The 12,781-nt window shown below is 72.6% G+C and carries 14 protein-coding genes; 7 read left to right on the forward strand and 7 right to left on the reverse strand.

The genetic code is table 11. The annotated features are described in order from the left end of the window. Window positions 1-12 precede the first annotated feature (12 nt). Window positions 13-978, forward strand: a complete 966-nt coding sequence (locus AB0C87_RS07525; RefSeq protein WP_360576827.1) for a hypothetical protein — start codon at window positions 13-15, stop codon at window positions 976-978. Here AB0C87_RS07525 and AB0C87_RS07530 read toward each other — a convergent pair. Continuing rightward, window positions 945-1,934: a helix-turn-helix domain-containing protein gene (locus AB0C87_RS07530; RefSeq protein ID WP_360576828.1), complete on the reverse strand. Its 990-nt coding sequence runs from the start codon at window positions 1,932-1,934 to the stop codon at window positions 945-947. The two genes, AB0C87_RS07525 and AB0C87_RS07530, sit on opposite strands and share 34 nt — an antisense overlap. Before the next feature lie 181 nt (window positions 1,935-2,115). On the opposite strand from AB0C87_RS07530, the gene AB0C87_RS07535 reads away from it, so the two are divergent. Continuing rightward, a complete protein-coding gene (locus tag AB0C87_RS07535) occupies window positions 2,116-2,538 on the forward strand; it encodes a DUF6010 family protein (protein WP_345183421.1) in 423 nt (140 codons plus the stop codon). A 10-nt stretch (window positions 2,539-2,548) separates the two neighbouring features. Here AB0C87_RS07535 and AB0C87_RS07540 read toward each other — a convergent pair whose 3' ends face one another. Together AB0C87_RS07540 and AB0C87_RS07545 are read right to left on the reverse strand one after the other, a co-directional pair. Then, a complete protein-coding gene (locus AB0C87_RS07540; RefSeq protein ID WP_360576829.1) occupies window positions 2,549-3,973 on the reverse strand; it encodes a DEAD/DEAH box helicase in 1,425 nt (474 codons plus the stop codon). Window positions 3,974-4,188: 215 nt separating this feature from the next. Further along, window positions 4,189-4,392 (reverse strand): cold-shock protein, encoded by a 204-nt coding sequence (locus AB0C87_RS07545; protein WP_024936225.1) that lies wholly within the window; start codon window positions 4,390-4,392, stop codon window positions 4,189-4,191. A gap of 267 nt (window positions 4,393-4,659) precedes the next feature. On the opposite strand from AB0C87_RS07545, the gene AB0C87_RS07550 reads away from it, so the two are divergent. After that, a complete protein-coding gene (locus AB0C87_RS07550) occupies window positions 4,660-4,887 on the forward strand; it encodes a hypothetical protein (RefSeq protein ID WP_345183416.1) in 228 nt (75 codons plus the stop codon). 124 nt (window positions 4,888-5,011) lie between these two features. Here the strand turns inward: AB0C87_RS07550 and AB0C87_RS07555 are convergent, their stop codons facing one another. Together AB0C87_RS07555 and AB0C87_RS07560 are read right to left on the reverse strand one after the other, a co-directional pair. Next, window positions 5,012-5,605, reverse strand: coding sequence for a GAF domain-containing protein (locus tag AB0C87_RS07555; RefSeq protein ID WP_360576830.1), 594 nt, complete (start codon window positions 5,603-5,605; stop codon window positions 5,012-5,014). Between the two features lie 44 nt (window positions 5,606-5,649). Next, window positions 5,650-6,021, reverse strand: coding sequence for an STAS domain-containing protein (locus tag AB0C87_RS07560; RefSeq protein WP_345183411.1), 372 nt, complete (start codon window positions 6,019-6,021; stop codon window positions 5,650-5,652). 458 nt (window positions 6,022-6,479) lie between these two features. Here AB0C87_RS07560 and AB0C87_RS07565 point away from each other — a divergent pair, with 458 nt between their 5' ends. The 4 genes from AB0C87_RS07565 to AB0C87_RS07580 all read left to right on the forward strand — a co-directional run bounded on the left by AB0C87_RS07565 (window position 6,480) and on the right by AB0C87_RS07580 (window position 9,905). Beyond that, on the forward strand, window positions 6,480-6,767 hold the full coding sequence (locus AB0C87_RS07565) for a hypothetical protein (protein ID WP_345183408.1): 288 nt from the start codon (window positions 6,480-6,482) through the stop codon (window positions 6,765-6,767). Between the two features lie 634 nt (window positions 6,768-7,401). Continuing rightward, window positions 7,402-7,785 (forward strand): MerR family transcriptional regulator, encoded by a 384-nt coding sequence (locus AB0C87_RS07570; protein WP_345183405.1) that lies wholly within the window; start codon window positions 7,402-7,404, stop codon window positions 7,783-7,785. 611 nt (window positions 7,786-8,396) lie between these two features. Next, window positions 8,397-9,497, forward strand: a complete 1,101-nt coding sequence (locus AB0C87_RS07575; protein ID WP_360576831.1) for a hypothetical protein — start codon at window positions 8,397-8,399, stop codon at window positions 9,495-9,497. Window positions 9,498-9,683: 186 nt separating this feature from the next. Beyond that, the gene (locus tag AB0C87_RS07580; protein WP_345183399.1) at window positions 9,684-9,905 is read left to right on the forward strand and encodes a DUF397 domain-containing protein; all 222 of its coding nucleotides are present in this window, start codon (window positions 9,684-9,686) and stop codon (window positions 9,903-9,905) included. A gap of 99 nt (window positions 9,906-10,004) precedes the next feature. On the opposite strand, the gene AB0C87_RS07585 is transcribed toward AB0C87_RS07580, so the two are convergent. Together AB0C87_RS07585 and AB0C87_RS07590 are read right to left on the reverse strand one after the other, a co-directional pair. Further along, on the reverse strand, window positions 10,005-11,843 hold the full coding sequence (locus AB0C87_RS07585) for an ATP-binding cassette domain-containing protein (protein WP_360576832.1): 1,839 nt from the start codon (window positions 11,841-11,843) through the stop codon (window positions 10,005-10,007). Next, on the reverse strand, window positions 11,840-12,775 hold the full coding sequence (locus AB0C87_RS07590) for a Nif11-like leader peptide family natural product precursor (RefSeq protein WP_360576833.1): 936 nt from the start codon (window positions 12,773-12,775) through the stop codon (window positions 11,840-11,842). The genes AB0C87_RS07585 and AB0C87_RS07590 overlap by 4 nt, the downstream gene beginning before the upstream one ends. Window positions 12,776-12,781: the final 6 nt, after the last annotated feature.

Consider the following 12,781-nt stretch of genomic DNA (forward strand, 5'->3'; position numbering starts at 1 on the left):
TTTGCTTGGGCGATGATCTCTGACGACGGTGCGGTCGACTACGCGGACCTGGCCCGCGAGCTCGCCAACATGGCTCATGGCTACCCCTACTGCGATCCTTTCGCGCTGCTCGGTTCGATCGCCGCGGAGGTGAGGTCCGACCCCGGCTCGCGGCACGGGCGGGCGATGACCGCGGCGCTCTGGGCGAGCCGCTGGTACGCCAGGTGGAAGGTCACCGACCCCGCGCTCGTCGACGACCTGATCGAGGCGGCCGGACGTGCCGGGACGGTGCTGGAGGCCGCGGGCTGCGCGGCGCCCGGCGAGCACGAGCACCCGCTGGTCGCCGACGACCCCGAGGAGGCGGGCGACGTCGTGGCGCGCATCGGGGATCCGGAGGGGTGGCTCGCAAGCCACCCGGACGACGAGGACATCGAGGCGTACGCGTGTCCCGGTTACCTCGCGGGGCTGGCCGCCGAGGCGGAACAGGTCTTCAAGGACGCGCGGGCGGAGCGCTTCGACGCCCCGGACACCGGGCACCTGGACGAGCGCTTCCTGACGGGGGACGGCCGGCTCGACATCGACGCGCTGATGACCGACATCGAGCGGCAGAAGGGCAGCAGGGCCGATCCCACGGCCGAGGCCGCGGCGCTGTGGGCGGCACGCCGGCTGCTCGGCGACGCGCGTCCCGGGGAGCGGGCGTCGCTGGCACTGGCCGTGAGCCACCTGGCACAGCACTGCGCCTGGGGCGTCGCAGCCCCCGGCGTGGTCGCGCTCTACCGCGACGGCCTCCAGACGTTCGATCTCTCGGTCCTCGATCGGCCGTGCCCGCACCCGGAGGGGCACCGTGGGATCAGTCTCCGCGACGTGCCGCCTCTTGCCCGGGCGGTGGCGCCGGACGCCGCGGGGGCGGACGACCGCGAGGGATGTCCCCACCGCATCGCCGCGCATGTCCGGAAGATGATCGACTACACGGGCGGATACCTGGGTGTCGAGGGCTGACGCGCTCCGCCGCCGCGGGCGCGGAAGGCTCGGCGGTAGGCGTGGGGGCTGACGCCGGTGGTGCGCTTGAAGCGGTCGCGGAAGGCGGTCGGCGAGCCGAAGCCGACCTGGGCGGCGATCCGTTCGACGGTGTGCTCGGTGGTCTCCAGCCGGTGCTGCGCCTGGTGGACGCGGGCCCGGTGGAGCCACTGGAGAGGCGTGGTGCCGGTCTGCTCGCGGAAGTGGCGCGTGAGGGAGCGGGCGCTCATGCCGGCGCGCGCGGCCATGTCGGCGACGGTGAGGGGACGGGACAGGTCGTCCTGGAGCCAGGCGAGCAGGGGTTCGAGGACGGAGCCGCGCGGCGTGGCCGGGCACGGCTGCGCGATGAACTGGGCCTGCTCGCCCTCCCGTTCGAGCGGCATGACCGACAGCCGGGCCGCGTCGGCGGCGACCGCCGAGCCGTGGTCCCGGCGGATCATGTGCAGGCACAGGTCGAGCCCGGCGGCGGCCCCGGCCGAGGTGAGGATCCGCCCGTTGTCGACGTAGAGGACGTCCGGATCCACCTCGATCCCGGGATGGGCGGAGGCCAGCAGGGCGGCGGCTGACCAGTGCGTCGTCGCCCGCAGGCCGTCGAGCAGCCCGGTCGCGGCGAGGGGGAACGCGCCGGTGCAGATGGAGGCGATCCGGGTGCCTCGGGCGGCGGCCGCCGTCAGCGCGTCGTGCACGGCGGGCGGCAGGGGCGCCGTCGGGTCCGCGGCGCCGGGGACGATGACGGTGTCGGCGTCCCGGAGCCCGTCCAGTCCCCAGGGCGCGCGGAGCGTGAACGCCCCGGCGTCGACCTCGGGCGTCTCGGCGCAGACGCGGACCCGGTAGGCGGGGCGGCCGTCCGGCAGGCGGGTCCGGGTGAAGACCTCGATCGGGGTCGACAGGTCGAACGGGATCACGCCGGGGAACGCGAGGACGGCGACGGTGTGCATGGCGAGAACGTAGCCGACCACAGCGCCGCCGCCACGGGTGTCTCCGGCCGTTCGGCTCTGTCAGGGGGGTGCCGGGCGGCTTGGCGGTATTCCGCTGGGAGGTGGCATTTCCGCCACTGGGCGGTGTGATCGCGGACGGTTAGCTTCGGTCCCGCATGACCGGGCCCACCGAGGAGAGCCGATGCTGATGACCGTCCTGGCGCCGATCCTGATCGGCGCCGCCTACGCCGCCGGGATGTCGTTGATCAGGGAGCCGCACCGGCGCCGGTTCAACGCGGTCATGGTCGCCGGAGCGGGCGCCGCCTACCTCAGCGGCGGCGGTCTCGGCGGCTGGGAGTTCCTCTTCACCGCCGCCGTGACCTACTGCGCCTACCGCGGGCTCGAATCGTGGACGTTCATCGGCGTCGGATGGCTGCTCCACACGGCCTGGGACGTGGTGCACCACGTGAAGGGCAACCCGATCGTCCCGTTCGCGCACGGATCCTCGCTCGGCTGCGCCATCTGCGACCCGGTCATCGCCCTCTGGTGCTTGGCGGGCGGGCCGTCCCTCATCGCGCCGTCCGTCCGCCGGCTGTGGCGGCGGACGACGGCCGGCGAGGCCTGAGCGCCCCGGGTCAGCTGTTGAGCGAGGACGTGCGCCGTCGCGGCCTGCGAGAGGGGGCGGCCGTGTGGGAGTTCCCGCGCTGGGAGCCGGCGGCGGGACGCGGCTTGCGGGGCGGGGCGGCGTTCGGAGCGGCGGCGGCGCGGGCCGGCGGGCGGGCGCCGGTGATGCGGGCCAGGTCGGCGTCGCCGGGGCGGACGCGGGAGACGCGGGGGGTGATGCCCGCCTTGGCCATCATGGCGTCCATCTCGCGGCGCTGCTCGGGCAGGACGAGGGTGACCACGGTCCCCGCGTTCCCGGCGCGGGCGGTGCGGCCGCCGCGGTGGAGGTAGTCCTTGTGGTCGGCGGGCGGATCGACGTTGACGACGAGATCGAGCTCGTCGATGTGGATGCCGCGGGCGGCGACGTTGGTGGCGACCAGCACGGTGACGTCCTTGCTGTGGAAGCCGTTCAGCGCGCGGTTGCGCTGCGACTGCGTCTTCCCGCCGTGCATCGCCGCGGCGCTGATCCCGCGGGCGGTCAGCTTGCGGACGAGGCGGTCCGCCTGGTGCTTCTTGCCGACGAACATGATGACGCGGCTCTCGCGGGCCGCGATGTGCACGGTCGTCTCGTGCTTGTCCTCGTCGGCGACGTGCAGCAGGTGGTGCTCCATGGCGGTGACCGCTCCGGCCGGAGGGTCGACCGAGTGGGTGACCGGGTCGCTGAGGAACCGGCGGACGAGCCGGTCGACGCCGCCGTCGAGCGTGGCGGAGAACAGCATCCGCTGCCCGTCCTGCGGGGTCTGCTCCATGAGCCGGGTGACCTGCGGCAGGAAGCCGAGGTCGGTCATCTGGTCGGCCTCGTCCAGCACGGTGGTCCGCACGGCGTCGAGCCGGCAGTCGCCGCGCTCGATCAGGTCGGCGAGGCGCCCGGGCGTGGCGATCAGGACGTCGGCGCCCCGCGCGAGCGCGTTCGCCTGCCGCGCGATCGGCAGGCCGCCGACCACGGTGGTCGTCCGCAGGTCCACGGCGTCCGCGTACGGTTCGAGCGCGGCGGTGACCTGCTGGGCGAGCTCCCGGGTGGGGACCAGGACCAGGGCGAGGGGACGGCGGGGCTGGGCGCGGAGGCCGGCGGTGCGGGCCAGCAGCGCGAGGCCGAACGTGAGCGTCTTGCCCGAGCCGGTGCGTCCCCGGCCGAGGACGTCGCGTCCGGCGAGGGCGTTCGGGAGGGCCGCGGCCTGGATGGGGAACGGCGCGGTCACGCCCTGGCGGACCAGCGTCTCCTGGATCGGGGCGGGCAGCGCCAGCTCGGCGAACGACGCCACAGCGGGGGCCGGGGGCGTGGACTTGGCGGCGGGGGCGGGCGCGGGCTCGGATGCGGGCCTTCGCTGCCCGTCCGCCGGACGGCGGGCGGGACGAGACCGGGAGCCTCGGGCGCTCGATCGAGGGGTGCGGGGCATGGTGAAGCCTTCCTTGGGAGCGGTGCGTGTCAGGGAAGTGCTCCGTCATGCAAGACCCCGGACTCGACGCGAGCCCGGGGGGAGGATTCTCAAGAACGAACCGGGTGCGGCCCAGCGGGGGGTTCCGCCGCGGGCCGGGAGAGAGAGGGCGCGGACCAGGGGCCCGACGCAGAGCGGTGCGCGACCCTCGGGGCCGCGCACCGCCGATACCGCTATCAGGCGGGGACGATGTTCTCCGCCTGCAGGCCCTTCTGGCCCTGCGTGATGTCGAAGGACACCTTCTGGCCCTCCTGGAGCTCACGGAAGCCCTGGGCCGCGATGTTGGAGTAGTGGGCGAAGACGTCGGCGCCGCCGCCGTCCTGCTCGATGAAGCCGAAGCCCTTTTCCGCGTTGAACCACTTGACGGTGCCGGTGGCCATGGTCGTCTCCTTCAGGGTGTGCCCCGTCCGCACACCGTGTGCGGGCGAGGACGCCGCGATGGCCCATCCGGAAGATCCAGAAAAAACAAAAGTGCGCCTGAGGTCACTTCCAACAGGCGCACGCACATGTCTATGGGAACCGCAACTGCCATCTACTGTACCACACGATTTCGGGCGGCCGATCGAGGCGGTGTCCGGCGCGATAATTTACCAGCCTGGTCTGCGAGAAGGCTTCAGGGAACCGCCCGGTACGCGCATAATGAGGTAATGAAACCCACCGGTCCCGCCAGACGGCGACACCTGCCCACCAGCCCCTTCGCGCCTCCGCCCGCCGCCCCGCCGGCCAAGGAGTTCACCCTCGACGACCAGGTCACGCACGACAAGTACGGGCTCGGGCGCGTCCTGGAGGTCGAGCCGGGCAACGCCGTCCTGGTCGACTTCGGGACGCGGAAAGTAAAGATCCTCTCCCCGTTCACGAAGCTTTTCCGGCTCTAGGAAGACCGCCGGAGCCCCCGGCGCGCCAGGGCCCGAAACCACGGGACGGGCGCCGTCGGCCGGGCCCGGACAGGCCTGCGGAGGCCGTTCCCCAGGCGGCGAAGGAGCCGCCGCCGCGTCGGACTCAGCCGGACGACCGCGGTCGCAGGGGCGGCTCGGTGACTCCCGGCGGGGCGCCCGGGAGGCGCGCCCCCGCCACCTCGATCAGCCGGGCGGCCATGTCGGAGAACAGGAGCATCTGGCGCGCGGTCGCCGGGCTGAAGGGCTCCGCGCCGACCCGTCCGAGGACGGCGAGCACTCCCCGCGTGGCCTCCCCCGTCTCCAGCGGCAGGATCAGGATGGGGCCGGCCGGAAGGCCGGTGAGCGTCTGATCGGCGGCGATCCGCGCGGACACGGCCCGGCGGGACGTGAACGCCCGGCCGAGCATCGACCGGCCCCGCCGCACCGTCAACCCGCGGATCCGTTCGCCGCCGGGTCCGTCCGCGACCTCGACCCGCAGCGTGTTGCCGTCCTCGCCCGGTAGGGCGACGAACGCCAGCGGCACCCGCGCCAGTTCCCGGGCCTGCGCCGCCACGAGGGCCAGCATGCCCGGCACGCCGGTTCCGTCCAGGACCACCGCGCTCATCAGCTCGAACGTGGCCGCGAGGCGCCGGCGGTCCGTCTCGCTGGGTGCGGTGCCGGCGGCGCCCCACCCGATCGATCCCGGGTCGCCCGTCATGTCGTCCTCCCGTCCGCCCGCTACGCCCGGGCCTGGCCGCGCGTTCAGGCCGCGGCCGATCGAAGGCGCGCGGCGTCGACGGTGGGGCGGACGGCGAAGACCCGGGCCAGGCCGCTGACCCGCAGGAGCCTGGCCATGTGCGGGCGGGGCGCGGCGAGGACGAGCGCGACGCCCCCCGGTTCCGTGAGGCGGCGGGCGCCGGTGAGCAGAGCCAGCCCGGCGGCGTCGCAGAACGTCACCTCGGACAGGTCGATGACCACGTGGGGTCCCGCGTCGCGCAGTGCGATCTCCAGGGGCTCGCGCAGGGACGGCGCGGAGGAGACGTCGAGGTCGCCGGTGATGGTGATGACGGTGTGTTCCGCGAGCGTCTCGCGGCGCAGCCCGGCCTCAGGGAAGGCGGTGCCTGCGGTATCCATCTGGGGCTCCGATCAGGAGTGTGCGTGTGGCCGGGACCGCTCAGAGACCCGCGGTCGCCGCTCCGCGGCCCGGCCGGGCGGCGGATCCGGCGCCGGAAACGGGCGTCCGTGTTCGAGAGGGACGGTGGAGCGGCGTCATGCGCGCCGGCCTGTCTGGCCTCGGGGAGACCGATCGTCGGAACCAGGGGGACGCCGGCTTGGCCGCCCGCATCGGGAACCTCTGGCTCAACCAGAGTCTACGCCTTCCGGCCCGAGCCCGCCGGAGTCCGCCGCCCGGCCGCCTCGCCGGACGGCCCTTGGGGCGGCACAAGCGAACGGCGCCGCGCTGACCAGCGCCGACGCCGGTGAGCCGCACCCGCCCGCCTGGACGAGCGCGCGGAACGCGCGGCAGGGGAGACAGGGCGTGCGGGCACGGGACACAGGGCGTACGAGGCCCTCGATCCGGGCAGGGGACGCACATGAGCGAAGTGTGGATCTCCGCCGCCGAGGGTGACGACCTGATCCGTGCCGACGCGATCGTGATCATGCGCATGGACAGGACGGGCCGGCTGACCGCGCAGCTCCGCGACGAGGCGAAGGTCAGCGTGACGCTCCTGGAAGGCTCGCCGGGCGGCACCCGCCCGCCCGCGGACTTCCACCGCCAGTTGATCCGGCTGATCGCCGAACTCGCGGACGCCAGCGGTACGCAACTGGTCCGCGCGCGGCACGAGAACGGCGCGTGGCGCTGGACGAGCGAGAGCCTGTAGCCCCGGCGCGGACCCGTCCGGATGCCATCGGCCGGTGGAGAGAAACCAGGAATGTGATCTACGAAACTCTGTAGCAGCCGATGTAGATTTTCGAGCCGGGACCGGGTAGTGTTCCTTCCATCGAAGAGAGACGGGTCCATGAGAAGCGGCAGAGGACGAACTGCCGGTACGGATGGATGACACCGGCCGGGCGTGCCGGGGCCAGCGCAGTGGAAGGGGCCTCGGCAGCCGGTCGGACCGGTGGCGGACGAGCCGCCGGCTGTAGTGGTGAACAGCAAGAACGCAGTACCGCAACACAAGGAAGTACCGCAACACAACGAAGTACCCGAACACGCAGTACAGGTAGTGATGTCGAGGAAAGGAGGGATCGGCGCCATCGGGATCGCCCGCAGCAGGCTCCAGTCACGCCGCGCGGGTACCGCAGTTCCCCGGATTGGACGGTGGTCTACGGTCACGCATACGCGATCCCCGCGTCCCCGCCTCTTGTGCGGCCGACGCGGAAGACCGGCTCAGCAAGGCCGGTAGATGGTGTTGTACCTCTGGGCCCCGGCGCCGCAGTCTGGCGTCGGGGCCCCTTGCCGTCGCCGCCTTCCGATTTCCCGGCAGTACGGAAGGTTTTGTGAAAGCACTCCACATGACTCAGACCGGCGACCAGCCCGGCGGCCCCGACCGGCCCGACGACTCCGCGGCGCTTGAGGACAAGTTCGACGACGAGGACTACCCCGCCTACAGCATGGGCCGCGCCGCCGAGATGCTGGGCGTGACCCCGGCGTTCCTCCGCAGTCTCGACACCGCCCGGTTGATCGTCCCGCAGCGCTCGTCCGGCGGGCACCGCCGCTACTCCCGCTACCAGCTGCGCCTGGCGCAGCGCGCCCGCGACCTGATCGACCAGGGCACCCCCCTGGAGGCGGCCTGCCGCATCATCATCCTCGAAGACCAGCTCGCCGAGGCCCAGCGCATCAACGCCCGGCTGCGGGAGGGCCGGCCCGAGGGCGGGACGCCGCGCCCGCCGGCCTAGGGACGGACGACCGCCCGAGCCGCGGGGGCGTGATCGCAGGCGCTCTCGCCGCGACGTGACGCAGACCGGACGCATGCGCGAGATGCGCCCTGTTCCGGAGGTGTGCCGGTCGGAGGGCTTCCCCTCCGGCCCGCCCCGGATCGTCCGTATGCCCATGCATTGGCATTCGCAATTTGTGATGCACAAATTCGCTATCTCGACGTACTTCAGATTCGTCACCCGGTATGCGTCACCTGACACGATTGAACAAATCTGAACGCGTGCGAACTTGTTTGTTTTCGCAGGTCATTCGGGTGTGATGTTTAGTTTGGTGTAGGCGTTCCGACATGCACCACTTCGTCCGAGTTGAGATGCGGGTGAGATGTGCTGCTTGTCGGTCGCGCGGTCTATGCTCCCGATACCGAGGCGGATCAATGCCCGTGGTGAACCGGATGTCGGCGCCACCGGCCCGCTCTTCGGAAATCACGCTCGGCCACCGACGAAGACAAGGATGTGTAATGGAGCTCATCCAGCCAACGCTCGCGAGTTCGGCACGGGCCCCGCGGAATCCGGCAGGGGCAAGGCCGGCGGGAGGTCGATGACAGACGCGCCGGTTCACACCCGACCTGCTCATGAGCCGCTTGCTACGGGCGCCGGGCAAGAGCCCTCGCGATGTCGAGGCGTTCCTGGCGGAGACCCATCCCGGCGCGGACGCCCACACCCGGCTGCACGCTCTGATCTGCTGCGTCTACCACGCTCCCCTCTTCGAGGGGCGGGGCAGCAGGCAGACGGTCGCCGGCAAGGCGGCGGCGCGAGGCGTCACCTCCGCCAAGCTCCGCCAGATCGTCGCCGGTGACCTCACCGGCATCACGTGGTCGGCGCTGGAGGCCGTCCTGACGGCGTGCGGTGCCTTCCAGGCCGACATCGCGGTCGCCCAGGAGCTGTTCAACCAGGTCCAGACCGCCGATCCGCACACGATCCCGCCGGCCAAGGCCGCGCCCCTGGTCGATCCGCTGGACGACTGGGCCCCCGTCCAGCCTCCTCGCCGGCCCCGTTCCTCCCGCACCGAACCGGTCGGCCCGCCACCGTGGGCCTGGCCGGAGGAGAACCCCCGGCCGGACACCCCGGCCGAAGCGGTGCCGAACGGACCGGCCCCCGCCAAGACATCCGTTCGCACACCAGCGCAGGACGCGGCGCCCGACGCAGAGAGCACAGGTACAGGGAGCACGGGCTCCGGAGGCGCGAGTGCCGGGTCGTCGGTGCGATGCGGTCCGGACGTGCCGGGGTGCATCGCCGCCGCCGGAGGCACGACCGCAGGCGGCGCGGACGTCGAATGCCAGGACGCGACCGAGGCGGCGACCCCGGCGGCGCAGGCCCCCGTCTCTTCGGCGGGAACCGCGAAGGCCGATCACGCAGAGATAGAGGTCGACCCGTGGACGGCCGGTGACCCCGGCGGGTTCGTGGCGTTGATGCGGAAGTTCCGCCTGCTCAAGGGCGAGCGGCCCTACCGCGAGATGGCCAAGGTCTGCGCCCGGCATCCGGCGGTGCCGCGGCCCTACGCGTTCGCCAGCTTCTGCACCATCGGCAAGAACGGGAAGCTGCCGCGTCACGACCTGGTCCGCGCCTACATCGCCGGGGCCGGAGGCACCGACGCCGAGATCGACCAATGGCTCAAGGCCCACGCCCGGCTGGCGATCCGGCCGGGCGGCGCCTCCTCCGCGGACGAGGCATGACCGGCCGTTCGCCAGTCCCGAGATAGACGGGAGCCTTCTCGCGCCCACAAGCGCAGCGAGAAGGCCCCGCCCGGATCGCCGCCTCGTCGCACCGAGGCGACGGCTCCTTTTCATCGAGAAACCCACCGCATGCCAGAAAGGCAGGTTCTCTTCATGCCCACCCTAATCCCGCGACTCCGCGAACCAATGACCACCGTCGGACACTTCGCACCACCGCCGGTCTGGCGTAAGAGCAGCCGCTCGTTGGGCGGCACCGACTGCGTCGAGACCGCGCGTCTGGACTCGATCGGCCACACGGTCGGGATCCGCGACAGCAAGGACCCGTCCGGCCCGCACATCGCCATCACCTCTGCCCGGTGGCGGCTTCTGGCCGAGCAGATCAAGCAAGGCCGGCACGACATTCCCTAGAACGACACCACCTGGCTTTCCACCGGGTCCCTACGCCCGGCCCCGGTGGAAAGCCGTCGGGCGAAGCGCGCACCGCGGCTCGCCCGCCGGAAAGGGAGGTCAGGGGAGGCGGGTGAAGCGGTGGGCGGCGTGGAGGAGGGCCGCGGTCGTCAGGGCGGCCATCAGGGCGCATTCGAGGGCGAGCGGCGGATGCCAGGAGCCCAGGGCCAGGGGGCGGAACAGGTGGTGCGGGGCGTCCGGCAGGTAGGCGGTGATGGTACGGCGCATCACGTCGACGGCGTAGGTGAGCGGGTTCGCCAGCGCCAGGGCCTTCATCCAGACGGGCATCGCGCTCAGCGGGAAGAACGCGCCGGACAGGAACACCATCGGGGCCATGATCACGGTCAGGACGGTCCCGAAGGTCTGCGGTCGGCGGAGGATGGTGGACAGCAGGACGCTCAGGACGGTCATGGCCAGCGAGACCAGGACCAGTTCGCCCAGCAGGAGGGCGATCAGGGCGCCGTCGAGCGGGACGCCGACCGGGGCGGCGGCGGCCAGGAGGATGGCGGCCTGGCAGGTGGCCACCGTGGTCCCTCCCAGGCACTTGCCGACCAGGAGCGACGCGCGGCTGACCGGGCCCGCGAGCATCTCGCGCAGGAAGCCGCCCTGCCGGTCCCACATGATCGAGGTGCCGGTGGCGAGCGCGGGCCCCTGCGCGGCCGTCACCAGCGCGCCCGAGAAGAGGAAGAGCTGGTAGGCGTCGCCGCTCGGGCCGGGCATCAGGTTCGACAGGCCGGTGCCGAGGACGAACAGGAAGATCAGCGGCTGGACCAGGGAGAGGGCGGCTCCGACGCGGTCGCGCCGGAAGTGCAGCATCTCGCGCCGCCACACCATCCCCAGGGCGCGCAGCTCGGCGCGGAGCCCGCCCCTGCCCGGCTCGGCCGCCGACGGGACCCGCATCGGGCGGGCGGACGGCTCCGGCGGGGCCTCGTCGCGGATCCGGTGCCCGGTGTGGTGCAGGAAGACGTCGTCCAGGCTGGGCGGGGTGACCCGCGCCTCGTACACGGGGACGTCGAGCTCGGTGAGCAGCCGCGGCAGCACCCGGGCGCCGTCGGGGACCTGGAGGCGCAGCCCGTGGCGGTCGCGGGTCACGTCCAGGCCGAGGCGCTCGGCGATCAGCGCCGCCGCGGCCGCGTCGTCGCCGGTGCGCAGCTGCACCCGGTCGGCGCCCAGCACCGACTTCAGCTCGGCGGGGCTGCCCTGCGCGACGATCCGGCCCGCGTCGATGATCGCGATGCGGTCGCACTGCTCGGCCTCTTCGAGGTGGTGGGTCGTCAGGAAGAGGGTGACGGACTCGGTCTCGCACACGTGCCGCAGGTGGCGCCAGACCTGGGCGCGGGCGTTCGGGTCCAGCCCGATCGTCGGCTCGTCCAGGAAGAGGATCTGCGGGCGGTGCAGCAGCGCGCGGGCGATCTCCAGGCGGCGGCGCATGCCGCCGGAGAAGGTGTGCACGGCGCGGTCGCGGCAGTCGGTCAGCCCGACCAGGGCGAGCGTCTCCTCGATGCGCGCCGCCACCTGCCCGGGCGGGACGTTGTACAGGTCGGCGTGGAACCGCAGGTTCTCGGCCGCGGTCAGCTGGACGTCCAGGGTCGACTCCTGGAAGATCAGCCCGATCCGGCGGCGCGCCGCGGCGGCGTCGGTCCGCGTGTCATGGCCGGCGATCTCGATCCGGCCGGACGTGGGCACCGCCAGCGTGCACAGCATCGCGATCGTGGTGGTCTTGCCCGCCCCGTTGGGGCCGAGGAAGCCGAAGCTCTCGCCGGGAGGGATCGTCAGGTCGAGGCCGGCCACCGCCTCGACGCCGGGGTACCGCTTGCGCAGCCCGACCGCCCGGATCGCGGGCGTCGCCGCGGCGGGTGCGGCCGAACCGGGCGCGGCGGTGGCGGGACGCGCCGTCACGACCGGCCCGCGATGGCGTCGAGCCAGGTGTCGGGGACGTGGCAGCCGAAGCTCCACCGGTGCCGGGGCGTCGGGTTGACGATGCAGTGCCAGAAAAGGCGCTCCGGGTCCTGCTCCACCTTGAAGAACCGCGCCAGCCGGGGACGTTCCCGCAGGGTGACCAGCTCGGCGGTCTCCGGGTGCTGGTAGCGGAAGAACGAGGTGTGCTCGGCGTCGGGGAAGGGCTCGTCGAAGTCGATCAGGTACATGCGCCAGCCCGGCTGGTCCTCGTTGGTGTGCCACAGCCGGTAGCTGGACGGCGGGTACCACAGGTTGCCGGACAGCCTGACCTCGCCGCCGAAGACCTTCTCCAGCGCGTCCACCAGCCGGATCTTGGCCGCGTAGTAGTCCTCGTAGTCCGCGTGGTCGGTGTGGGAGTCCAGGTTGACGAGGTGGAAGTCGCGCCGGCGCCGGGTGTCCAGCGCGGCGCGCCACCGCCGGTACTCCGGGCTGTTCGGGGCCAGGGAGGTGGAGCGCAGGTCGTCCGCGCTGAACTCGGCGTCGAACTCCGCGAGGTCGACCGTGGACGGCTTGATCTTCAGCGCGGGCAGCACGTCGAGCACGGCGTCGAACCCGGGAAGGTCGGCCATGTCGTACTCGTAGTGGTAGAACGCGGTCGCTTCCGTGGTGGGCGCCGCCGTGGTGGGCGCCGCCTCCGATGCGGCCGCGCCGGGCTTCGGGCCGGCCGTCTTCTCGGACGCCGCCTCGGGCGCGGCCTCGGAGAAGTCCGGCGAGGACGACGCCGCCGCGAGGTCCCGGGCGTCGAACAGGTAGCCGTGCGCCCGGCCGAGTCGGACCATCTCCGCGACCGCGGTCATGGCCTTCATCTGCTGCCTGATCCCGGTGTCGTGGACGGCGAACCGCAGGAACGCCGCGCAGGATTCGACGGACATAGGTCA

Source organism: Actinomadura sp. NPDC048021, from assembly GCF_040653135.1.
GTDB classification, from domain to species: Bacteria; Actinomycetota; Actinomycetes; order Streptosporangiales; family Streptosporangiaceae; genus Spirillospora; species Spirillospora verrucosospora.

What these genes read in the sequence shown, in the direction of transcription:
- AB0C87_RS07525 (WP_360576827.1), top strand. Translation starts at nt 13, where the DNA reads ATGATCTCTGACGACGGTGCGGTCGACTACGCGGACCTGGCCCGCGAG.
- AB0C87_RS07530 (WP_360576828.1), bottom strand. Translation starts at nt 1,934, where the DNA reads ATGCACACCGTCGCCGTCCTCGCGTTCCCCGGCGTGATCCCGTTCGAC.
- AB0C87_RS07535 (WP_345183421.1), top strand. Translation starts at nt 2,116, where the DNA reads ATGCTGATGACCGTCCTGGCGCCGATCCTGATCGGCGCCGCCTACGCC.
- AB0C87_RS07540 (WP_360576829.1), bottom strand. Translation starts at nt 3,973, where the DNA reads ATGCCCCGCACCCCTCGATCGAGCGCCCGAGGCTCCCGGTCTCGTCCC.
- AB0C87_RS07545 (WP_024936225.1), bottom strand. Translation starts at nt 4,392, where the DNA reads ATGGCCACCGGCACCGTCAAGTGGTTCAACGCGGAAAAGGGCTTCGGC.
- AB0C87_RS07550 (WP_345183416.1), top strand. Translation starts at nt 4,660, where the DNA reads ATGAAACCCACCGGTCCCGCCAGACGGCGACACCTGCCCACCAGCCCC.
- AB0C87_RS07555 (WP_360576830.1), bottom strand. Translation starts at nt 5,605, where the DNA reads ATGACGGGCGACCCGGGATCGATCGGGTGGGGCGCCGCCGGCACCGCA.
- AB0C87_RS07560 (WP_345183411.1), bottom strand. Translation starts at nt 6,021, where the DNA reads ATGGATACCGCAGGCACCGCCTTCCCTGAGGCCGGGCTGCGCCGCGAG.
- AB0C87_RS07565 (WP_345183408.1), top strand. Translation starts at nt 6,480, where the DNA reads ATGAGCGAAGTGTGGATCTCCGCCGCCGAGGGTGACGACCTGATCCGT.
- AB0C87_RS07570 (WP_345183405.1), top strand. Translation starts at nt 7,402, where the DNA reads ATGACTCAGACCGGCGACCAGCCCGGCGGCCCCGACCGGCCCGACGAC.
- AB0C87_RS07575 (WP_360576831.1), top strand. Translation starts at nt 8,397, where the DNA reads ATGAGCCGCTTGCTACGGGCGCCGGGCAAGAGCCCTCGCGATGTCGAG.
- AB0C87_RS07580 (WP_345183399.1), top strand. Translation starts at nt 9,684, where the DNA reads ATGACCACCGTCGGACACTTCGCACCACCGCCGGTCTGGCGTAAGAGC.
- AB0C87_RS07590 (WP_360576833.1), bottom strand. Translation starts at nt 12,775, where the DNA reads ATGTCCGTCGAATCCTGCGCGGCGTTCCTGCGGTTCGCCGTCCACGAC.